This window comes from Mitsuaria sp. CC2 (assembly GCF_048957715.1).
Taxonomy (GTDB): Bacteria; Pseudomonadota; Gammaproteobacteria; order Burkholderiales; family Burkholderiaceae_C; genus Roseateles.
In genome coordinates, this window is record NZ_JARVXN010000015.1 from 116,254 (window position 1) to 137,928 (window position 21,675).

General features: G+C 69.3%; 19 protein-coding genes. 5 read left to right on the forward strand and 14 right to left on the reverse strand.

Annotation, left to right across the window (positions count from 1 at the left end):
• Positions 1-14: 14 nt before the first annotated feature.
• Complete coding sequence (locus tag PV762_RS10955) at positions 15-1,214, reverse strand: efflux RND transporter periplasmic adaptor subunit (RefSeq protein ID WP_421035229.1); 1,200 nt, start codon at positions 1,212-1,214, stop codon at positions 15-17.
• A gap of 282 nt (positions 1,215-1,496) precedes the next feature.
• Between PV762_RS10955 and PV762_RS10960 the strand changes: the two genes are divergently transcribed.
• Both PV762_RS10960 and PV762_RS10965 read left to right on the forward strand, forming a co-directional pair.
• A complete protein-coding gene (locus tag PV762_RS10960) occupies positions 1,497-2,246 on the forward strand; it encodes a TetR family transcriptional regulator (protein WP_421035064.1) in 750 nt (249 codons plus the stop codon).
• Between the two features lie 235 nt (positions 2,247-2,481).
• Positions 2,482-4,791, forward strand: coding sequence for a YgiQ family radical SAM protein (locus tag PV762_RS10965; RefSeq protein ID WP_421035230.1), 2,310 nt, complete (start codon positions 2,482-2,484; stop codon positions 4,789-4,791).
• On the opposite strand, the gene PV762_RS10970 is transcribed toward PV762_RS10965, so the two are convergent.
• Positions 4,782-5,147 carry a hypothetical protein gene (locus PV762_RS10970; RefSeq protein ID WP_421035065.1) on the reverse strand — a complete coding sequence of 122 codons (366 nt, stop codon included), beginning with the start codon at positions 5,145-5,147 and terminating at the stop codon, positions 4,782-4,784. The genes PV762_RS10965 and PV762_RS10970 overlap by 10 nt on opposite strands.
• Complete coding sequence (locus tag PV762_RS10975) at positions 5,144-5,548, reverse strand: phage holin family protein (protein WP_421035066.1); 405 nt, start codon at positions 5,546-5,548, stop codon at positions 5,144-5,146. Before PV762_RS10975 ends, PV762_RS10970 begins: the two co-directional genes overlap by 4 nt.
• A gap of 164 nt (positions 5,549-5,712) precedes the next feature.
• Between PV762_RS10975 and PV762_RS10980 the strand changes: the two genes are divergently transcribed.
• A complete protein-coding gene (locus tag PV762_RS10980; RefSeq protein WP_421035067.1) occupies positions 5,713-8,049 on the forward strand; it encodes an EAL domain-containing protein in 2,337 nt (778 codons plus the stop codon).
• 100 nt (positions 8,050-8,149) lie between these two features.
• Here PV762_RS10980 and PV762_RS10985 read toward each other — a convergent pair whose 3' ends face one another.
• The 3 genes from PV762_RS10985 to PV762_RS10995 all read right to left on the reverse strand — a co-directional run bounded on the left by PV762_RS10985 (position 8,150) and on the right by PV762_RS10995 (position 10,486).
• A complete protein-coding gene (locus PV762_RS10985) occupies positions 8,150-8,458 on the reverse strand; it encodes a DUF883 family protein (RefSeq protein ID WP_421035068.1) in 309 nt (102 codons plus the stop codon).
• Between the two features lie 245 nt (positions 8,459-8,703).
• The gene (locus PV762_RS10990) at positions 8,704-9,006 is read right to left on the reverse strand and encodes a hypothetical protein (protein WP_421035069.1); all 303 of its coding nucleotides are present in this window, start codon (positions 9,004-9,006) and stop codon (positions 8,704-8,706) included.
• The gene (locus PV762_RS10995) at positions 8,996-10,486 is read right to left on the reverse strand and encodes a hypothetical protein (protein ID WP_421035070.1); all 1,491 of its coding nucleotides are present in this window, start codon (positions 10,484-10,486) and stop codon (positions 8,996-8,998) included. The genes PV762_RS10990 and PV762_RS10995 overlap by 11 nt, the downstream gene beginning before the upstream one ends.
• 178 nt (positions 10,487-10,664) lie before the next feature.
• Here PV762_RS10995 and PV762_RS11000 point away from each other — a divergent pair, with 178 nt between their 5' ends.
• Positions 10,665-11,288 (forward strand): hypothetical protein, encoded by a 624-nt coding sequence (locus tag PV762_RS11000; protein WP_421035071.1) that lies wholly within the window; start codon positions 10,665-10,667, stop codon positions 11,286-11,288.
• Positions 11,289-11,340: 52 nt separating this feature from the next.
• Here PV762_RS11000 and PV762_RS11005 read toward each other — a convergent pair whose 3' ends face one another.
• The gene (locus PV762_RS11005) at positions 11,341-11,922 is read right to left on the reverse strand and encodes a ComF family protein (RefSeq protein ID WP_421035072.1); all 582 of its coding nucleotides are present in this window, start codon (positions 11,920-11,922) and stop codon (positions 11,341-11,343) included.
• Between the two features lie 162 nt (positions 11,923-12,084).
• Here PV762_RS11005 and PV762_RS11010 point away from each other — a divergent pair, with 162 nt between their 5' ends.
• A complete protein-coding gene (locus PV762_RS11010) occupies positions 12,085-12,531 on the forward strand; it encodes a VOC family protein (protein ID WP_421035073.1) in 447 nt (148 codons plus the stop codon).
• A 52-nt stretch (positions 12,532-12,583) separates the two neighbouring features.
• Here the strand turns inward: PV762_RS11010 and PV762_RS11015 are convergent, their stop codons facing one another.
• The 7 genes from PV762_RS11015 to bioA form a co-directional block, all read right to left on the reverse strand.
• Positions 12,584-14,131 carry a cryptochrome/photolyase family protein gene (locus tag PV762_RS11015; RefSeq protein WP_421035074.1) on the reverse strand — a complete coding sequence of 516 codons (1,548 nt, stop codon included), beginning with the start codon at positions 14,129-14,131 and terminating at the stop codon, positions 12,584-12,586.
• A gap of 46 nt (positions 14,132-14,177) precedes the next feature.
• Positions 14,178-15,089 (reverse strand): hydroxymethylglutaryl-CoA lyase, encoded by a 912-nt coding sequence (locus PV762_RS11020; protein ID WP_421035075.1) that lies wholly within the window; start codon positions 15,087-15,089, stop codon positions 14,178-14,180.
• Between the two features lie 102 nt (positions 15,090-15,191).
• A complete protein-coding gene (locus PV762_RS11025; protein ID WP_421035076.1) occupies positions 15,192-17,174 on the reverse strand; it encodes an acetyl-CoA carboxylase biotin carboxylase subunit in 1,983 nt (660 codons plus the stop codon).
• A 157-nt stretch (positions 17,175-17,331) separates the two neighbouring features.
• A complete protein-coding gene (gene bioB, locus PV762_RS11030; RefSeq protein WP_421035077.1) occupies positions 17,332-18,417 on the reverse strand; it encodes a biotin synthase BioB in 1,086 nt (361 codons plus the stop codon).
• A complete protein-coding gene (gene bioD / locus PV762_RS11035; RefSeq protein WP_421035078.1) occupies positions 18,414-19,136 on the reverse strand; it encodes a dethiobiotin synthase in 723 nt (240 codons plus the stop codon). The genes bioB and bioD overlap by 4 nt, the downstream gene beginning before the upstream one ends.
• Positions 19,133-20,338 carry an aminotransferase class I/II-fold pyridoxal phosphate-dependent enzyme gene (locus PV762_RS11040; RefSeq protein ID WP_421035079.1) on the reverse strand — a complete coding sequence of 402 codons (1,206 nt, stop codon included), beginning with the start codon at positions 20,336-20,338 and terminating at the stop codon, positions 19,133-19,135. The genes bioD and PV762_RS11040 overlap by 4 nt, the downstream gene beginning before the upstream one ends.
• Positions 20,328-21,659 carry an adenosylmethionine--8-amino-7-oxononanoate transaminase gene (bioA, locus tag PV762_RS11045; protein ID WP_421035080.1) on the reverse strand — a complete coding sequence of 444 codons (1,332 nt, stop codon included), beginning with the start codon at positions 21,657-21,659 and terminating at the stop codon, positions 20,328-20,330. The genes PV762_RS11040 and bioA overlap by 11 nt, the downstream gene beginning before the upstream one ends.
• Between the last annotated feature and the right edge of the window lie 16 nt (positions 21,660-21,675).

Sequence of the window (21,675 nt, forward strand, 5' to 3'; positions counted from 1 at the left end):
CGAGCGTCAGGCGCTCAGCGGCTCGCCGCGGCGGAGGCGGCCGGGGCGGCGCCCGAAGCCGCGCCGGACGCGGCGCTGGCCGGATTGAACGGCACCGGATTCACCGGGGCGCCCGGGACGAACATCTTCTGGAAGCCGTCGGCGATGACCTTCTCGCCGGTCTTCAGGCCGTCGAGCACCACCCACTGGTTGCCGATCGCGTTGCCGATCTTGACCTTGCGCGGCGCGGGCTTGTTGTCGGGACCGACCACCATCACCGTGTCGCCGGCCGAGCCGCGCGTCACCGCCTGCTGCGGCAGCAGGATGGCCGAGGGCAGTTCCGCCTGCGCCACGCGGACGCGGACGTACTGGCCGGGCAGCAGCGCGCTGTCGGGATTCGGCACTTCGGCGCGCAGCGTGACCTGGCCCGAGGTCGGATCGACCGTCAGGTCGGTGAACAGCAGCTTGCCGGTGCGCGGCAGCACGACGCCGTCGTCGCCGACGATCTCCACCTGTGCGGCGTTGTTGCCCGCGCTGCGCAACTGGCCAGCGGCCAGCGCGCGGCGCATCGCCTGCACCTCGTTGGCCGACTGCGTGAAGTTCACATAGACGCTGCTGACCTGCTGGATCAGCGCCAGCTGCGTGGCGTCCGCGGCGCCGACCAGCGCGCCTTCGGTCACCAGCGCGCGGCCGATCCGGCCGGCGATCGGGGCATGGACATGAGCGTAGTCCAGGCTCAGCTTGGCCGTCACCGCAGCCGCCTTGGCGGCGGCCACGTCGGCTGCGGCGGCCTTGGCGGTCGCGACCGAGGTGATGTATTCCTGCTGGCTGATCGCCTTCGCATCGGCCAGCGGCTTGTTGCGCGCGGCCTGGGCCGACGCCTGGGCTTCATTGGCCTGCGCCTTGGCCACGTTGGCGTTGGCGCTGTCGAGCTGGGCCTGGTAAGGCGCCGGGTCGATCAGGAACAGCGCCTGGCCGGCCTTCACTTCGGAGCCTTCGGTGAACAGGCGCTTCAGGATCACGCCGTTGACCCGCGCGCGGACCTGCGCGGTGCGCAGCGCCTCCACGCGGCCCGGCAGTTCGGTCTGCAGCGCGACCGCCTGCTGGCCCACCGTCACGACGCCGACATTGGCCGGCGGCATGCCGCCACCCGGCGCGGTGGCCGCCTTCTCGTCCTTGCCGCAGGCGGCCAGCACGGCCGCGATCGAAATCACCAGCGGCAGCAGGTAGAGCATGCGCGCGCCAGCCTTCAGGCTCGGGCGCTCCGACCCCGGCGTTGCTTTCGTCAGAGGGGTAGACATCACGATGGGATTCCTCTCGCAGTACAGATTCGAAGTGCAGATTCGCGGATTCAGGAGCCGGACCGACGCAAGCGCCGGGCGGACAGGGCAAACCGCGGCCCTAGCCATGGCGCTTCCACCACGACGTACGGCATCGGTACGGTTCGACCGAAGACGCGCAGTATATACATACATTCACGCATGTATGTTTCCGTCATGTGCTTCTACAATCGCACAATGGCTCGTCGAACCAAACAGGAAGCCCAGGAAACCCGCGCGCGTCTGCTGGACGCCGCGGAGCAGTTGTTCCATGAACGCGGCGTCTCCCGCACCTCGCTGCAGGACATCGCGCAGGCCGCCGGCGTGACCCGGGGCGCCGTGTACTGGCACTTCGAGGACAAGGTCCAGCTCTTCAACGCGATGATGGAACGCGCCACCATGCCGCTGGAGGAAGACTTCGAGCCGTCGGTGTCGCCCGGCCCCGACCGGCCATTGGACGATCTGCGCCTGAGATTGATGAACGTCATGCACTGCGCGGCATTCAATGCCCGCACACGCCGGGCCTTCGAGATCGCCAACCTGCGCGTCGAGTTCGTCGGGGAGATGGCGTCGATCCGCGGCCGGAAGGTGGCGGCGCACCGGGAATGGACCGAGCACAACCGCGACGCCTTCGAGCGGGCCAGGGCCCTGGGTCAGCTGCCGCCCGACGTCGATGCGCATCAGGCCGCGATCGGGCTGATGGCGCTGATCGGCGGCCTGCTGCACCACTGGATCCTCGATCCGGAAGCCTTCGACCTGATGGAGGTCGGCCAGGCCCGGCTGGAGCATTACCTGTCCTCGCTGACCCTGGTCGTGCCGAACCGCTTCCCTCCCCTGACCGCCGCTGAGCGCGGCGCGCTGGGTCGCCAGCCTGTCTGTGACGCAGGGGGCGGCGACGCTACCGGTGACGCCCCACCGGCGACAGACGCTGTCCATCCTCAGAACTGAGGGCTTATCCGGTGGAAAGCCCTGCATTTGTGCAGGTCGGGCAGGGGACAACCCCAAGCTGCGGCGACAATACCCGGTTGCCCACGCCCGAGCCGCCGCCGTGTCCATCGCTCACCCGCCCACCCGTCCGCTGTCCGATCTGAAGAAGACCGGCCAGAAGGCGCTGACCTCGTACCGCCCGTTCTGGGCGAAGCGCTTCGGTCCCGCCCCCTTCCTGCCGATGTCGCGGGAGGAAATGACGCAACTGGGCTGGGACAGCTGCGACATCATCATCGTCAGCGGCGACGCCTATGTGGACCATCCCAGCTTCGGGATGGCGGTCATCGGCCGGACGCTGGAAGCGCAGGGCTTCCGCGTGGGCATCATCGCGCAGCCGGACTGGCACTCGCCGGACGCGTTCCGGGCCCTGGGCAAGCCCAACCTGTTCTTCGGCGTGGCGGCCGGGAACATGGATTCGATGATCAACCATTACACGGCGGACCGGAAGATCCGCTCGGACGACGTCTACACGCCCGGTGGCGCCGCCGGCAAGCGCCCCGACCGCGCGACGCTGGTCTATACGCAGCGTTGCAAGGAAGCGTTCAAGGACGTCCCCGTGATCATCGGCGGCATCGAGGCCTCGCTGCGCCGCATCGCCCATTACGACTACTGGCAGGACAAGGTCCGGCGCTCGATCCTGGTGGACTCCAAGGCCGACCTGCTGGTCTACGGCAACGCCGAGCGCGCGATCATCGAGATCGCGCACCGCCTCTCGCAGAAGAAGCCGATCGAGACGATCACCGACGTGCGCGGCACCGCCTTCATGCGCAGGCCGGACGACGCCTCGCTGGACGGCTGGTTCGAGATCGATTCGACCGAGGTCGACGCGCCCGGCCGGATCGACGCGCTGCTGAGCCCTTACATGACCACCGAGGAAGCGGCCGCCGACCAGGGCACCGATTGCTCGAAACAGCAGGAACAGGCGCAGGCGGCCGCCATGCCAGGCGCGCCGGGCGCTCCCGCGACGGGTGCTCCGCCGCAGCCGGGCATGCCCGAGATCAAGCCGATCAAGATCATCCGCCAGACGCTGTCGAAGACCGACGGCCGCGCGCTGGTCACGCCGCGCGACCGCACCGTGATCCGGCTGCCGGCCTACGAGCAGGTCAAGAGCGACCCGGTCCTCTACGCCCACGCCAACCGCGTGCTGCACCTGGAGACCAATCCCGGCAATGCGCGCGCGCTGGTGCAGCGGCATTCGTCGGGCGGCGTCGATCGCGACGTCTGGCTGAATCCGCCGCCGATCCCGCTGACGACGGTCGAGATGGACCACGTCTTCGACCTGCCCTATGCGCGCAGCCCGCACCCGGTCTACGCCGACGAGAACGGCAGCCACGACCACGCCACCAAGATCCCGGCGTGGGAAATGATCCGCTTCTCGGTGAACATCATGCGCGGCTGCTTCGGCGGCTGCACCTTCTGCTCGATCACCGAGCACGAGGGCCGCGTGATCCAGAGCCGCAGCGAGGACTCGGTCATCCGCGAGATCGAGGACATCCGCGACAAGGTCAAGGGCTTCACCGGGATCATCTCGGACCTCGGCGGCCCGACGGCCAACATGTGGCACATCGGCTGCAAGAGCCCCGAGATCGAAGCCGCCTGCCGCAAGCCGAGCTGCGTCTATCCGGGCATCTGCCCCAATCTGCACACCGACCACGGTCCGCTGATCAAGCTGTACCGGCGCGCCCGCGCGCTGCGCGGCGTCAAGAAGATCCTGATCGGCTCCGGCCTGCGCTACGACCTGGCGATCGAGTCGCCGGAGTACATCCAGGAACTGGTGACCCACCACGTGGGCGGCTACCTGAAGATCGCGCCGGAGCACACCGAGGGCGGACCGCTCTCGAAGATGATGAAGCCGGGCATCGGTACCTACGACCGCTTCAAGCAGCTGTTCGAACAGGCCAGCGCGGCCGCGGGCAAGAAGCAGTTCCTGATCCCCTACTTCATCGCAGCGCATCCGGGCACGGCCGACGAGGACATGATGAACCTCGCCCTCTGGCTCAAGCGCAACGGCTTCCGCGCGGACCAGGTGCAGACCTTCTATCCCAGCCCGATGGCCACGGCCACGGCGATGTACCACTCCGGCAAGAACCCGCTGAAGAAGGTGACCCGGGACAGCGAGCCGGTCGACATCGTCAAGGGCGAGCGCCGTCGTCGCCTGCACAAGGCCTTCCTGCGCTACCACGATCCCAACAACTGGCCGCTGCTGCGCGAGGCGCTCAAGGACATGGGCCGCGCCGACCTGATCGGCAACGGCAAGAACCATCTGATCCCGACCTTCCAGCCGGCGACCGACGGCGGCTACGAATCGGCACGCCGGAAGAACTCGACGCAGGCCGGCGAGAAGGTCGCGCCGAACAAGCCGCGTTCGGGCCGGATCCTGACCCAGCACACCGGCCTGCCGCCGCGGGTGACCGGTGGAGCGAAGCCGGCCCCGCAGGGCAAGCCGTCATCGGGCGGCAAGCCGGCGCTGGGCGGCAAGCCCGCCGCCAGGCGCGGTCAGCGCTGATCGTCGGCGGGGGGCGCCGCCGGTTTCACCCACTGCCAGACCTTCCATCCCAGGCTGATCCAGGCCCACAGCCTGGCGATCCGTCCCGGCGAACGGTCGGCGGCCTCTGGCTCGCGCCGTCGGAACGCCCGCATCAGCCCCGCCAGACCGCCCGCGGCGGCCAGCGCGGCCACGGTCCGCCACAGGCGCGGGAGGCTGCCGGCCAGCCGGTAGAGGGCATGCCCCCGCTCGACCCACCGCATCGGGCCTTCGAGCCCCTGCACCTCGTGTCGCAGACCGAGCCGCAACTCGGCGCTGCGCAGCTGCAGTTCGAGTTGTCTCAGCTGCAGCCGCTGGCGCGCGTCGCCCCACATCACCGTGGTGCTCCCGGGTCTCCCGCGTCGTGCTCGGGCTCCAGCGCCCGCCGGTCGCGCGCCAGTTCCGCGACGCTCGCCGCGAACGGCTTGCCGGCCGCCAATTGCCGCTTCGCCCAGAACCAGCACCCGGCGGCTCCGGTCAGGAACGCAACGCCCAATCCCGCGCCCACCGGCGCGCGCCACACGTCGGGCACCCACAGCAGCGCGGCGAACACGAGCATCAGCAACGCCGCCACGCCCAGCAGCAGGGCCAGCAGCAGGGCGGTCAGCGCGCCGAACAGCCGCAGCAGTTCCGACTGCAGTTCCACGCCCAGCAACTCCAGCCGCACGCGGGCCAGTTCGAGCGTTCGGTCGGCCACCCGCCGCAGCCGCTCCGTCAGCCCGGGATCGCGTGATTCCATCGCATGTTTCTCCTCTATATCCACCGCCTCTGTGTGCGAAAGCTATCACTGAATCGGGGGAAACGAGGGCGTTCTTTGTCCGATCCGGCTTCAGGCCTTGGGCTAAAGTGCGGTAACGCTTGGTTGCGCGGACCCCGCGCCGCCGGCCTGACAAGGTCCATTCAATGCCTGATCGCCAGCACACGCCGCACTCCGCCGTCGTCGAAGACGACGACCTGCTGCAGTTCCTGGACGACCACGAGCACGCCGACGACGAGCCCGAAGAACCGCGCAAGCCCTGGCGGGTGCTGATCGTCGACGACGACACCGACGTCCACAAGGCCACCGAACTCGCGATGCAGGGGCTGCTGGTCGAAGGCGAGCCGCTGACCTTCCTCCACGCCAAGTCCGCCGGCGAGGCCCGCTCGCTGCTGGGCCACGAACCCGACATCGCCGTCGTGCTGCTGGACGTCGTCATGGAGTCCGACGACGCCGGCCTGCAGCTGGTGCGCCACATCCGCGAGGAACTGCGCCAGCGCGCCGTCCGCATCGTGCTGCGCACCGGCCAGCCGGGCTACGCGCCGGAGATCGAGACGGTCCAGGCCTACGACATCAACGACTACAAGACCAAGTCGGAGCTGACCCGCACTCGGCTCTACACGGTGCTGACCGCCGCGATCCGCTCGTACCGGCAGATCCGTGCGCTGGAGGCGAACCGGCAGGGCCTGGAGATGATCGTGGAGGCCAGCACCGAGCTGGGCCGCCAGCACGGGCTGCACCGCTTCGCCGAAGGCGTGGTCACGCAGTTGTGCGCGTTGCTGGGCACGCTGCCCGAAGGCCTGGTCTGCGTGCAGGCCCCCAACCACAACAGCGGCGACACGACCGGCGACGCCCGCGTGATCGCGGCCGCCGGCCAGTACAGCTCGCTGATCAACCGCCCGCTGCACGCGGTGCCGGCCGGCAAGATCCGCGAATTGCTCTCGCGCTGCCTGTCGGTGGGTCACAACCTCTATGAGGACGGCTGCACCGTGCTGTTCTTCGGCCTGCCCAACGGACGCGCGATGGCCGCGCTGGTCGAGGTGCAGCGCGAACTCGACGAGCTCGACCGCCAGCTGCTGCGCGCCTTCTGCTCCAACATCGCCGTCGGCTTCGAGAACGTCATGCTGTACACGCAGCTGACCGACCAGGCCTACAACGACCCGCTGCTGCAGCTGCCCAACCGCACCCGCTTCATCGAGCTGCTGGAACACAACCTCAAGTCGCCCGAAGGCATCACGCTGGCGCTGATCGACCTGGACGACTTCGCCGACGTCAACGACGCCTTCGGCCACCGCTTCGGCGACCAGGTGCTGCAGGCGGTGTCGCAGCGGCTGGCTCAACGGCTCGGCTTCAACACCGCGATGGCGCGCATCTCGTCGAACGCCTTCGGCCTGCTGGGGCCGGACGACATGGTCAACGCCCACCGCATCGGCACGGCCTTCGCGGATCCCTTCACCGTCGCCGGCGAGCGCCTGCAGCTGTCGGCCACGACGGGCCTGGTGCGACTGGCCCAGTCACGCGCGCTGGGGTCCGAGCTGCTGCTGGACGCGCAGATCGCGCTCAAGCGCGCCAAGGCGGGCAACCGCGGCGCGTCGCAATACTTCTCCCCGGAGATGGGCATCGACGCCCGTGAGCGCTTCAAGCTGCTCAAGGGCCTGCGCGCCAGCTTCGAGGAGCGCCGGCTGTTCGTCGTCTACCAGCCTCAGGTCGAGTTGGCCACGCAACGCGTCATCGGTGCCGAGGCGCTGCTGCGCTGGCGCACCGACGAAGGCAAGTTCGTGCCGCCCGACCAGTTCATCCCGCTGGCCGAGCAATCCGGACTGATCGTCCCGATCGGCGAATTCGTGCTGAGGACCGCCTGCCGCCAGGTGCGCCAATTGCGCGATGCCGGCTATTCCGACTTCCGCATCGCCGTGAACATCTCGCTGGCGCAATTCCGCCATCCGGCCTTCATCGACACGGTGCGCCGCGCGCTGGCCGATGCCGAAGTGCCCGGGTCCGCGCTGGAACTGGAAATCACGGAGTCGATGGCGATGGAAGAGGTCTCCGCCGTGCTGCGCGTTCTCGCGGAGATCCGCGGCACCGGCGCCTCGGTCGCGATCGACGATTTCGGGACGGGCTTCTCATCGCTGAGCCAGTTGCGTCGCCTGGACGTCGAACGGCTCAAGATCGACCGCGCGTTCGTGCGCGAGGCGCAAAGCTCCGCTGCCGGCGCGACGATCGCGCAGATGGTGGTGAACCTGGGATGCAGCCTCGGCATGCGCGTCGTCGCCGAGGGCATCGAGACCGAGGAACAACGCCAGCACCTGCTGGCGCTGGGGTGCCATGAGGGTCAGGGCTGGCTGTTCGCCAAGCCGATGCCTGCGGAAGAACTGGACCGCTGGCTGGCAGCGCCCAAGGCGTGGGAGACGGATTCGCCAACGCCGGTCGCTCCCACGGTGCTGGCACCGCCCTGCGCCACGCCGGTCAACAGCGGTCGATGAACGGCATCAGCCGCTGATCGCCCTCAATGGCTAATCAACGCGGCTGATCAACGCGGCTGATCGACGGCGACGCAAGCGCCGTCGCCGCCCCCCCCCCCGCTCAGCGGCGGGACGTCAGCAGCAGCCCGATCAGCAGGCCGACACCGGCCGCGACGCCCACCGATTGCCACGGATTGTCATGCACGTAGTCGTCGGTCGCCTTGCCGGCGGCCTTCGCGCGGTCGACTGCGGCGGCCTGGAACTCGCCCAGGCTGGACTTGGCACGATCCAGTGTCGTCTGGACGCGGGCGCGCAGCTCGGAAGCCCCGGCGCTGGTCTGGTCAGCGGTGGCGCGGAGCAGCGATTCGGCGTCGGTCACCACCTGATGCAGGTCATTCAGCAGGCGGTCGGAAGAAGAGGTCTTGGCCATGAGCGTTACTCCTGTTGGTCGGTTTGTGGGATCAGAAAGCGCATCGGCGCGGGCCGGAGTCCGGTTGTACGTCTGTCGAGCAGTGCTCGGCAAGTCGCTCTGACGGGTGTCCGACCGCGGCATACGGATATGCCGATTCGCCAATGCGGGGGGCCTTGTCCGCCCTTCCGGCAGATTCCGTTCCCGGATCGAGGCGGAGACAGGAACGGAGATCGGAGCAGAGCAGACGAAGGCTCCGGGAAGACTCAGTTGGGCGAGCCCTCATCGTCGTCGCAAACGGTGTAGTGCCGCACCAGGAAATAGCGCTCGCGGCGTTCGCCTTCGACGATCAAGACCTGACCCTCCAAGGCCTCCAGTTCCGGATCACGGAACGGATTGGCGCCGGCGCGGCGCAGCACCAGGCGGTCGCCGCCGGACACGGCAAGCAGCAACGCCAGGCGCTCGCTCTTGCTGCCGGCATCGGCACGCTCGCGGCACAGGCCGGCGCGCAGGCGCTCCTCGGGGCCTGCGTCGTCCCTTCCATCGGATTCGTCGCGGTCAGCGGGCATGCATGCGTCTCACGTGCAGGAGGCGGCCGTCCTGTTCGGTCGCGATCAGCGCCAGCAGCCGGCGATCGACCCAGCCCTTGTAGACATGGACCGTGCGCTGGCCGGGCGCGCCCGCGATGCGGTAGCTGATCGGCGCGCAGTGTTCGGGATCGATACCGGACTCCTTGAGCATCGGCCGCACGGCGTCGGCCACCGCCGTGGCGGGCGCCGTCTCCGTGGGCAGGAGTCGGGGCAAGGAGCGCGCCAGGTTGCGGCCTTCGCGCTCCAGACGTTCGCGCCGCAGACCGCGCACGCCGCGGTCCTCCACGGAGGCGAAGGCCTTGCGGAAGGCCTTCGTGCGCGACAGCGCATGACCCGCCCCGGCGACCGGCTGCAGCGAGGGGTCGCCGAGCAGGTAGAACTGTCCGAGCGTCTTGAGGTCCATCGGATCGAGGTGGGTGCGCTCGCCGGCGAACTTCTGACGGGCCTCGAGCAGGGCGCGTCCCAGCGAGGCGCCGGCCAGCACCCGTTGCAGGAAATACTGGCAGATCAGGTCGGCCGAGCCGTTGCCCTCGCTGGGGCCGTAGGCGACGGTGGTGCTGCCGAGGAAGCCGCAGGCCCCGTCGGCCAGGTAGCGCAGTGCCATCGGCCAGTCGCCGTCCGCCTGCGCCGGGTCGAAGAGCTGAGCGCCGTAGCAGCACTCCGCGGCGACGACGGTGCCGGCGGTGACGCGGTCGCGCAGCAGGGCTGAACGCATGGCGACCGGAAAGTCCTCGCCACGCTGGCCGTAGTACTCGGGCATGTCCTCGGCGCCGTGGCAGTTGATGAAGTGCATGCGCGGCGCGAGGTCCGCCTTGGCCCATTTCGGGCCCCCAGGCGGCGACAGGTGCAGCCGGTCGGCGTTGCCGAAGGTATTGGTCAGGCTGAGGCGCGTCGAGGCCTGCCAGACCTCGGCCGAAAGTCCGAAGCTGTCGGCGAAGGCGTCGCGCGGCAGGCCCTTGTGGCGGGCGGCCGCGCGGATCAGCTGGAGCAGCAGGTCGGGCTTGGTCGCGCCGGCCAGATCCGGGAGTCGGCCGACGACGCGCGTCGGACCGAGGAAGCGGTTCGGGTCGGTCGAGTAGGCGGCTTCGCAGGCGTACGGCAGGTCGCTGGGGACCAGCTTGTCCGAGTCGCCGAGCTCGCCCCCATGCGCCGGATTCTTCAGCGGGACCATCGGCATGACGTCGGGCCCGCCGATGAGCACGAAGTAGTGCGGCAGGCGCGCATGGGCCAGCGCGTCGATGGCGCCCTTGAGCGACTTGGCGTCCGGCCGCGCCGGCACGGGAGCGACGCCGTAAGGCTTCATCGTCGAGGCGAGGTCTACCGCCACGACCAGCGTGTCGACGCCGCGCCGCTTGTCGGCGGCGGCCAGCGCCTTCAACGCCGCATCGATCTTCGCGAGCGCCGCGGCGCCGTACTTGGCGCGCAGCGCGCCGCGATGAACGATCACCAGCTTGTCCATGGGAGTTCCTCCTCCGTGCGTGAGTTCCGGTTCTCTCGCCGGGAAACGTTGATCCGAAGCATTATTCGGAAAGGGTTGATCCTAGGCATCGGCGGCCCGTGCGGCAATGCACAAGCGTGGGAGGCCTATGGCTCGCTGTCATCAAGCGTGCATGCGGGCTTTGCAAGATGCGCCCGCCATGCAAGCATCCGTAACACCTCCCCGCAAGACCGAGCTGGCGCGCGAGATGCTCGCGCCGGGACAACGCCGGCTGCCGCCCGCGCTGCGCGCCCTGCTGATCACCGTCGACGGCAAGCGCAACGCCGAGGAGTTGCGCCAGCTCGGCCGTGGCCTGGGCCTGGGCGACGACGGCCTGACGCGCCTGGTCGACCAGGGGCTGGTCGAAGTGCCGGTCATCGTCGTGCCGCCACCCTCGGCCGCCAAGCGCCCCGCTGCGCCAGTCGCCCCCCGTGCCCCCGAGGCCCCCGAGGCTCCCAATGCTCCCGCTGTTCCGACGGTTCCCGTCGTCACCGGCCTCGACGTCATCGACGAAGCCGAGGTTCGCGAAGCCGCCGCGCTGGCGCGCGCCGCGCAGGATCGGGCGCGCCGGCTCGTGTCGGCGAAGTTCTTCGGCCTGGACCTCGTCACCCGCATGCTGGCCGGCCGCGAGGGCGAACTGCGGGACCTGGCCCGACAAGCCGATACCGAAAGCCGCTTCCTGGAATGGGTCGACCTCTGCTGCGAGCGCATCGAGGCCGAATCCGACGCAGAGCGGGCGACGAAGTTCCGCGACAGCGTGGCGCAGACCTTGACTGCCGGCTGAGCATTGACGGAGCGCCTGTGGAGCGCCGGCAGATCCTCGCCATCCGAGGCCCTCATGCCCAGGTCAGCGCGGCCACGAACAGCTGATCGATCTTGCGGTACTTGCGCAGCAGCAGGCTGGCCGCTTCCATCGTGGTGCCGCTGTCGACGACATCGTCGATGAGCAAGGCGTTCCACAAGCCCTGGTTGCGGATCTCGTCGTGCAGCGAGAAGGCGTGGGTCAGCGCGAGCAGTCTTTCCTCGCGTGTCGGGTAGTCCTTCAGCGGGCGCGGCAGCGGCGTCTTGAGCAGCAGACGCTCGAACACGGGCACACGCAGCTGCAACGCCAGCTCGCGCGCGACCAGCGACATCGGCTGCCAAGGCCGCACACGGGATGGGGGCATGGGCACGATGAAGCCGATCGTCCCCAGGCGCGGGAGGATGAAGTTGCGCACCGCGCGGGCGAGCGGCTCGGCCTGCGACCGGTCGCCGCGGACCTTCAGCTGGAAGAGGGCCTCGCCGGCGTCGGTGCGGGTGTGGTCGAACCTCGGACGGCCCTCGCTGTCGTTGCCGAGGTAGACGCTGCTCAGCAGCTGCTTGTCGAGCACGAAACCCGCCGACCATGGACCGTCGATCTGCCGCAGGGAGACTTTCATCGAAACGCCTTTCGAACGTGGAAAGGCGCTTGGTTGGCGGGTCGAACGGATGGTTCGAGGTGCACGCGTCGCCGTCCGCTGGCGGCAGCGCATGACGTCGACCGAGGCTATCGCCTATGCTGAAGCCTTGCTTCGTCCTGAAGCGGACTCGGAGGAGTTGCGATGAAACCCACGCCTGCCGGCTGGCCTCGTCTGTCCAGCGCCGTGTTCTACGACAGCGCCGCCGAGGCGATCCCGTGGTTGTGCGAAGCCTTCGGGTTCGAGGTACAGATGCGGGTGGACGGGGACGACGGCTCGGTGGTGCACAGCCAGCTGACCTTCGGCGAGGCGCTGATCATGGTCAGCGAGTGCGGCGGCGGGGAGCGGTCGGAGCGCTTCGGCATCCCCCTGCGCAGCCCGAAAGGCGTGGGCGGCGCCAACACGCAGAGCCTGATGGTGTATGTCGACGACGCCGCCGCGCACTGCGAGCGCGCCCGCGCGGCCGGGGCCACCATCGTCTACGAACCGAAGATCGAGGACTACGGCCCCGAGTACTGGGCCGACAAGAGCTACGGCGTGCTCGACCTCGGCGGGCACCTGTGGTGGTTCGTGGAGCGGATCAGGGGTTGAGCCGAGCGGCCGAGAACCGCAGCGGCAGCACCGGCCGACGGGCAGCCGCACCTCAGCCCTTGGCGCGCAACGCTGCCGCCCGGGCCCGTATGCGTCCGCGCTCGGCATCATCCAACCGGTCCAGCCCGCGCACTTGCGGCGCCAGTCTCGGGTGGTCGACGAAGCGCTTCTCGTGGCGCAACAGGAAGTCCCAGTACAAGGTCGTGAAGGGGCAGGCCCGCTCGCCCACCCGCTGCTCGGGCCGATAGCGGCAGCCGCGGCACAGCGGGCTTTGCCGGTCGATGTACTGGCCGCTCGCGACGTACGGCTTGCTACCCATCAGGCCGCCGTCGGCGTACTGGCTCATGCCGAGGGTCTTGGGCAGCTCCACCCACTCGACCGCGTCCACATAGACGCTCAGGTACCACGCGTGGACCTGCGTCGGCTCGACGCCGTAGAGCAGCGCAAACAGTCCGGTCACCATCAGCCGCTGGATGTGGTGCGCGTAGCCGTGTTCCAGCGTCTGACCGATGGCGTCGCGCAGACAGGCCATGTCGGTGTCTCCGGTCCAGTACCAGGCCGGGAGATCGTGGTGGGCGTCCAGCGCGTTGCTCTCGGCATAAGCGGGCATGCACGTCCAGTAGATGCCGCGCACGTACTCGCGCCAGCCGAGGATCTGCCGGATGAAGCCCTCGCCGCTCGCGAGCGGGACGCGGCCCGCGCGCACCGCGATCTCGGCGGCTGAGACGACTTCCCGCGCCGTCAGCAGTTTCAGGTTGAGCGCCGCCGACAGCTGCGCGTGATAGAGCCAGGGCTCGCCCGGCCACATCGCGTCCTGATACGGGCCGAAGAGCGGCAGGCGCTCCGCAACGAACGCGTCGAGCGCCTCCAGGGCCTGGGCGCGCGTGACCGGCCAGGCGAAGCTCGCCAGGCTGCCGGGATGGCTGCCGAAGCGCTCCCGCACCAGCGCGATGACCTCGCGCGTCATGGCGTCGGGCTCGAAGCGAGGTGGTTGCGGCAGATCGAATCCCGGGCCGTCGGCGCCGAAGGACTTCCGGTTCTCGGTGTCGAAATTCCATCGCCCGCCAAGCGGCCCGGCGCCGTCCATGAGCACACCGATCCGCTCCCGCTGCTCGCGATAGAAGAACTCCATGCGAAGGCCGCGATGTCCGCGCGCCACCGAGTGCGCGGCGAAGTCCTGCGGCGTGGTGAGGAAGTGGCGGTCCTCGCGCAGGTCCAGCGGTATGCCCGCTTCATGGGCAACGGCCTCCAAGGCCTGGAGCACGCGCCAGTCCCCCGGTCGGGTCAGGACCAGGCGCAACGGTCGCAAGATCGCGAGGTCCGCGCGCAGCTGCGCCGCCAGGCTCTCGCGGGTGTCCGGGTCATCGAGACTTCGGTAATGCAGCGACCGGCCCGCCGCGCGCACGGCTTCGGCGAAATGGCGCATGGCGGCGAGGAACAAGGCGATGCGCGGCTGACTGCTCCACACGTGCGTGGATTCCTGCGACACCTCGGCCATCCAGACCGCATCCTGGGCAGGGTCGAAGCCATCGAACGCGGCGGCGTCCAGATCGAGCTGATCGCCCAGCACCAGCACCAGTTGGCGGAGCGGATCAGTCAAGAGGAAGTCCGGTTTCTTGCGACCACGCCGCTCGACGCTCGCCGCATCACCCGTTGCGTTTCGCCAGGATCGCCTTCCCCACGCGCGAGACGGGCGGACGGCCCAGCACGCCGGAGATGAACGCGCCCGCGTCGACCAGCTTGTCGATGTTGATGCCGGTCTCGATGCCCAGGCCGTTCAGCAGGAACACTACGTCCTCGGTCGCGACGTTGCCGGTCGCGCCTTTCGCGTACGGGCAGCCGCCGAGGCCGGCGACGCTCGCGTCAAAGGTGTGGATGCCCATCTCCAGGCAGGCGTAGATGTTGGTCAGCGCCTGGCCGTAGGTGTCGTGGAAATGCCCGCTGACCTCGACCAGCGGGTAATGCTTCAGCGCACGTTCCATCGCGGCCTGCACCTTGCGCGGCGTGCCGACGCCGATCGTGTCGGCCACGCCGAGGTGGTCCACGCCGATGGCCTTCATCAGCCGCACGACGCGCTCGACCTCGTCCGCCGACACATCGCCCTGGTACGGGCAGCCGACGGAACACGACAGCGCGCCGCGCACCTTGATGCCGGCCTCGTGCGCCGCGGCCACGACCGGCGCGAAGCGCTCGATGCTCTCCGCGATCGAGCAGTTGATGTTCTTCTGCGAGAAGGCCTCGGACGCCGCCGCGAAGACGACGATCTCGTCGGGCTTCGTCGGCAACGCGCCCTCCAGGCCCTTCATGTTGGGCACCAGCACGCTGTGCCGCACGCCGGGCCGGCGCTCGATCGCCGCCATCACCGCCGTGTTGTCCGCCATCTGCGGCACCCACTTCGGCGACACGAAGCTGGTGACCTCGATCTCCTTCAGACCGGCGTCCTGCAGCAGCGAGACGAGACGGGCCTTGTCGGCCGTGCCGACGTTCTCCTTCTCGTTCTGCAGGCCGTCGCGCGGGCCGACGTCAACAAGAGTGACTCGGGTGGGCAATGGGGTCATGAGGTTGTCCTTTGGATCCTTTGAGGAGCCGACGCCGCGAGTGGAGCCGGTCGGACTCCCTCTCCCGCTTGCGGGAGAGGGCGGGGGTGAGGGCCAGCAGCCTCACGCCTGCAACCGGAGCAGCTCGGCGCCGTCGCCGACCTGATCGCCGATCGCGAACAGCAGCTCCGCCACCACGCCATCGCGCGGCGAGGTGATGGTGTGTTCCATCTTCATCGCTTCCATCACCGCGAGCGGCTGGCCCTTGGTGATCGCATCGCCCGGCTGCGCCAGGAAAGCCACCAGCTTGCCGGGCATCGGCGCGGTCAGTCGACCCGCTTCCGATTGACCCTGACCCGCGTGGGCGATGACGTCGACCTCGGTCACCAGCGCCGAGCCGTGCGCGCCGAACACCGCCACCTGCTCGCCGACCTTGTAGGTCGACACGGTGACGCGACGCTCGCCCAGGTAGAGCTCATGCTGCGCCGGTCCCTTCGAGCGCACCGCCAGCGCGATCGACTCGCCGCCGACCGTCAGCGACAGGCTGCCGTGATGGTGACGCGCCAGCAGCACCTGGTGATGCTCGCCGTCGACGTCCAGCTCGAAGCGGCGCTGCGCTGCGCCGAACATCCGCCAGCCGTCGCGACGGCTCCAAGGATCGGTCGACTCCGTCAGCCCCTCTTCCGCCAGCGTATGCGCCACAACAGCGGCTGCGGCGTCCGCCAGCGGCAATCCCGGCTGACCGAACAGCACGGCCTTCTCGCGCTCGATCAGCGCAGTGTCCAGATCCGCGTTCGTGAACGACGCCGTCGCTGCGCAGCGGCGCAGGAACGCGACGTTGGTATGCAGCCCGACGATGTGCGTATCGCGCAGCGACGCGTCCAGCAGCGCCAGCGCCTGCTCGCGCGTCTCGCCCCACACGATCAGCTTGGCGATCATCGAGTCGTAGAACGGACTGATCGCGTCGCCCTCGCCCACGCCCGAATCGATGCGTACGCCCGCGCGCCGGAACGCCTCGTGCGCCGGCCAGCGCGCCACCGACAAGGTGCCGGTCGCGGGCAGGAACCCGCCCTCGGGGTTCTCGGCGCAGATGCGGGCCTCGATCGCGTGACCGTGCATGCGCAGCTGGTCCTGCTTCAGCGGCAGCGGCTCGCCGGCGGCGACGCGCAATTGCCACTCGACCAGATCCTGGCCGGTGATCGCCTCCGTCACCGGATGCTCGACCTGCAGCCGCGTGTTCATCTCCATGAAGTAGAAGCGGCCGTCCTGTTCGGCGATGAACTCGACGGTCCCCGCGCCCTGGTAGCCGACCGCCTTCGCGGCCGAGACCGCAGCGGCGCCCATCTCGGCGCGGCGTTCCGCCGTCATGCCGGGCGCCGGCGCTTCCTCCAGCACCTTCTGATGCCGGCGCTGCACCGAGCAATCGCGTTCGAACAGGTAGACGCAATCGCCGTGGCTGTCGCCGAAGACCTGGATCTCGATGTGCCGCGGGCGCTGCACGTAGCGCTCGATCAGCACCGCGTCATCGCCGAAGCTGTTGATCGCCTCGCGCTTGCACGACGCGAGCGCGGCGTCGAATTCCTCGTCCGCGTGGACCGCGCGCATGCCCTTGCCGCCGCCGCCCGCGCTGGCCTTGATCAGCACCGGGAAGCCGATGCGATTGGCCTCGCGGCGCAGCAGCGCCGGATCCTGATCGGCGCCGTGATACCCCGGCACCAGCGGCACGCCGGCCTGTTCCATCAGGCGCTTGGATTCGGCCTTGAGACCCATCGCCTGGATCGCCGACGGCGGCGGTCCGATGAACACGAGACCCGCGTCCGCGCAGGCCTGCGCGAACTCCTCGTTCTCGCTGAGGAAGCCGTAGCCCGGATGGACGGCCTGCGCGCCCGTGGCCTTGGCGGCCTCGAGGATGCGCTGCCATTGCAGGTAGCTGTCGCGGGGCGCGGGGCCGCCGATGCGCACGGCCTCGTCGCAGGCCTGCACGTGGCGCGCGTCGGCATCCGCGTCGGAATAGACGGCGACGGTCTTCACGCCGAGACGGCGCGCGGTGGCGGCGACGCGGCAGGCGATTTCGCCTCGGTTGGCGATCAGGATCTTCTTGAACACGGGTGTCTCCTCATGTTTCGGGTCCTCGACGCGTCGCGGCTTGTGGCCGCTTCGCGCCGGGTGCGCCCGGACGAGCGCGCGTTGCGATCGTCCGGGGCCGCGCGACGGTCTGGGCCGTCACGCGTCGTCGGGTCGGTTCAGGTCAGGCCGACGGCGCTCAATGGCGATGGCCGCAGGACGCCGCGGCGTCCTCGCCGACCGGCGCGCAGCCCGGCACGGTGTCGGCGCTCAGCTCGGCCTCCGTCGCGCAGTGCATGCCCAGGCGGTCGATCAGCTGGCGGTCCTTCTCGGCCTGCGGGTTGCTGGTGGTCAGCAGCTTGTCGCCGTAGAACATGCTGTTCGCGCCGGCCAGGAAGCACAGCGACTGCATCGTCTCGGGCATTTCCTCTCGGCCGGCGGACAGGCGCACCATCGCGCGCGGCATCGTGATGCGGGCCACGGCGATCGTGCGGATGAACTCGAACGGGTCCAGCGCTTCCGTGCCCGCCAGCGGCGTGCCTTCGACCTGGACCAGGTTGTTGATGGGCACGGACTCCGGATACGGTTCCAGGTTGGCCAGCTGCGCGATCAGGCCGGCGCGCTGGCGGCGGGTTTCGCCCATGCCGACGATGCCGCCCGAGCACACCTTCAGGCCGACGCCGCGCACGCGCTCCAGCGTGTCGAGACGGTCCTGGTAGGTGCGCGTCGTGATGATCTGGCCGTAGAACTCCGGCGAGGTGTCGAGGTTGTGGTTGTAGTAGTCCAGCCCCGCCTCGCGCAGCTGCTCGGCCTGGCCGTCGCCCAGCATGCCGGCGGTCAGGCAGGTCTCCAGGCCCATCGCCTTGACCTCGGAGATCATCTCCCCGATGGCTTCCAGATGACGCTCCTTCGGCGAGCGCCAGGCGGCGCCCATGCAGAAGCGGGTCGCGCCGTTGGCCTTGGCGGCGCGGGCGGCTTCCATCACCTCCTGCAGCGGGATCAGCTTCTCGGCCTTCAGGCCGGTGTCGAAGTGGGCCGACTGCGGGCAATACTTGCAGTCCTCCTCGCAGCCGCCGGTCTTGATGGACAGCAGCGTGGACAGCTGGACCGCGTTCGGATCGAAGTGCTCGCGATGCACCTGCTGCGCGCGGAACAGCAGGTCGTTGAACGGCAGCTCGAACAGTGCGGCGATCTCGTTGACGGTCCAGGGCTTGGCGTTGCGCCGTTGCTCGTCGGTGGTGGGCGTCAGCGTCTGGATCTGGTTGACGGTCTGCTTCATCGTCATGCTTTCAATGCGTTCAACAGCAGCGGCTGCTGCAGATGCGCGGCCACGGCCGCGGGAGAAGGATCTGGGAGCCGGGGCACATGGCCCCAGCACGGCACACTCAAGCCCTGGTCGAGTCGGGCGTGCAAGGCGGCCAGATTGTCCGCCACATGGGATTGATGGGGGTCGGCGGTGTTGGCCACCCAGCCCGCGAGGCGCAGGCCGCGCGCCAGGACGGCCTCGGCCGTCAGCAGCGCGTGGTTGATGCAGCCCAGCCGCAGGCCGACGACCAGCACCACCGGCATCGCCAGGTCGACGGCCAGGTCGGCCGTGTCCCAGTCGTCGGTCAGCGGCACGCGGAAACCGCCGACGCCCTCGATCAGCGCGAAGTCGCCTTTCGACGCGGAGCGCCGGATCGCGGCCAGCAACGCGTCGCGGTCGATGTCGCGGCCTTCGAGCTTCGCGGCGATGTGCGGCGCGCAGGGCTCGCGGAACTGCAGCGGGCCGACCTCGTCCATCGTCATGCCCTGCGTCTGCGCGGCGTGCAGCTGGGCGACGTCCTCGTTGACCCAGACGCCGCCGGCGTCCTGCGTCTGGCCGGCGGCCAGCGACTTGATCGGCGTCACGTACCGGCCCAGGCCGTCGAACGCGCGCGTCAGTCCGGCGGTGATGCAGGTCTTGCCGATCTCGGTGTCGGTGCCGGTGATGAAGAAGCCGTGGAGCGGATGCATCGTGCTCATGCGCAAGCCTCCAGCGCGGCGACGAGACGATCGACATCCGCCGCCGTGTGCGTCGCGCACAGCGTGATGCGCAGCCGCGCCTCGCCTTTGGGCACCGTCGGAGGACGGATGCCGGGCACGCGCAGGCCTTCGCGCTCCAGCGCGCCGGCGAGCGCCATCACCTCGGCGTTGCCGCCGACGATCAGCGGCTGGATCGGCGTCTGCGACTCGGCGAGCTGCCAGGTCAGCGTCGGATGGCGATCCAGCAGCGCTCCGATGCCCTCGCGCAGCCGTGCCTGCAGGGCACGCAGCGACGCACGGCGTGCACGGCCGACGTCGCCGCGGATCAGGTCCAGGCTGGTGAGCAGCGCGTGCTCCACCGCCGGGGGCGAGGCCGTGGAAAAGATGTAGTTCCGCGCCGCCTGTAGCAGGTAGCCGGTGATCGTCGGATGGGCGACGACGAAGGCCCCCGCAAGTCCCGCCGCCTTGCCCAGCGTGCCGACGACGATCAGCCGTTCGCTGCGCAGCTGGAAGTGCTCCAGAGAGCCGACGCCGTTCTCGCCGAGCACGCCGAGCCCGTGCGCGTCGTCGATGATCAGCCAGGCGTCGAATTCCTCCGCGGCGGCCAGAAGCGCCGGCAGCGGCGCGATGTCGCCGTCCATGCTGAAGACGGCGTCGGTGACGATCAGCTTCACGCGCGCCGTGCTGGCCGCCAACTGCCGGCGCAGGTCCTCGACGTCGCAATGCGCGTAGCGCGCGACCTTGGCCTTCGCCAGCCGGGTGCCGTCAATCAGCGAGGCGTGGTTCAGCGTCTCGCTGAAGATTTCCGCATCGGCGTCGCCCAGCGCGGTCACCACCGCGAGGTTGGCCATGTAGCCAGTGCAGAAGCCGATCGCCTTGGCGCCTGGAATGTGGGGCTCGAACCAGCGGCCCAGCAGCGCTTCCACGTCGTGGTGCGCGCGCGAATGGCCGCTCACCAGCGGCGATGCGCCGGAGCCGCCGCCGTAGACGTGCGCGCCCTCGATGAGCGCGTCGGCCACCGCCGGATGCGCGGCCAGACCGAGGTAGTCGTTGCTGCAGAACATCGTCAGCTCGCGCGCGAGGCCGTCGGCGCCGCGCACGGTCTGGCGCGCCGCCGTGCCGGTCTCGGCGATGCGGGTGAAGCGCGTCAGGTCCTGGGCCCGGATCGCGTCCAGCTTGGCCTGCAGGTGATCAAGCAGCATGGAGCACCTCCTCCAGCGTCGCGCGCACGGCGTCCGCGAGGAATCTGGCCGTCGCTTCATCGATCAGGTACGGCGGCATCAGGTACACCGTCTGGCCGATCGGACGGATCAGCAGCTCATGCTTGCGCCCGGCGAGGTGGAACTTCTCGGAGAAGCGATCGACCGGCGCGGTCGTCTTGGGATTGATGTCGAAGGCCAGGATCATTCCGCGCTGACGCAGATGTGTCACGCGCGGATCGGCGGCGAGCGGGGCGAAGGCCTCGGTGAGCCGCACCGCCTGCTGCTGGTTGCGTTCGAGCTGACCGGCATCGAAGCGATCCAGCACCGCATTCGCGGCGGCGCATGCCAGCGGATTGCCGGTGTAGCTGTGCGAGTGCAGGAAGCCGCGCGTCACGTCCTGCGACCAGAACGCCTCGTAGACGTCGTCCGTGGTCAGCACCAGCGACAGCGGCATCGTCCCGCCGGTGATGCCCTTGGACAGCAGCACGAAATCGGGCCAGTCCGCCTTCGTCGCGGGCACCGTCTGCTCCCACGCGAAGAAGGTGCCGGTGCGACCGCAGCCCACGGCGATCTCATCCGCGATCAGGTGCACCCTGAATTCGGTGCACAGCGCGCGCAGCGCCTTCAGGTAGCTCGGCGCGTACATCGACATGCCCGCGGCGCCCTGCACCAGCGGCTCGACGATGACGGCGGCGATGTGGGCGTGGCGCTCCGCGAGCAGCGCCCGCATCTCCTCGATCGCCTGCGCCTCGTTGCCCAGACGCTGATCCGGCGACGTGACGGTGTGGCTGCGCATCAGCAGCGGGTCATAGGCGTCGCGGAAGATCGCGACATCCGTGACGGCGAGCGCGCCGATGGTTTCGCCGTGATAGCCGTGCTTCAAACAGACGAACTCGCGCTTGTCCGTGAGGCCGCGGTTGCGCCAGGAATGGAAGCTCTGCTTCAGCGCGATCTCGACCGCCGAGGCGCCGTCGCTGCCGAAGAACAGGTGACCCAGCGCGCCGCCGGTGCGCGCGGACAGGCGCTCGGCCAGGCGCACCGCCGGCTCGTGCGTGCAGCCGGCCAGCATCACGTGCGGCAGCGTGTCGAGCTGATGCTTGATCGCATCGTTCAGGTCCCTGTCGGCGTGGCCGAAGAGGTTGACCCACCACGAGCTGTTGGCGTCGAAATAGCGCCGGCCCTCGTGGTCGAACAGCCAGGGGCCGTCACCCCGGGCGATGGGCAACGGCGGCACGTCCTGCGCGCGCGCCATCTGCGTGCACGGGTGCCAGACCGCCGCGAGGCTGCGGCGTTGCCAGTCTTGTCGTACTGCTTCGGACATTCAGAAACCTGCTCTT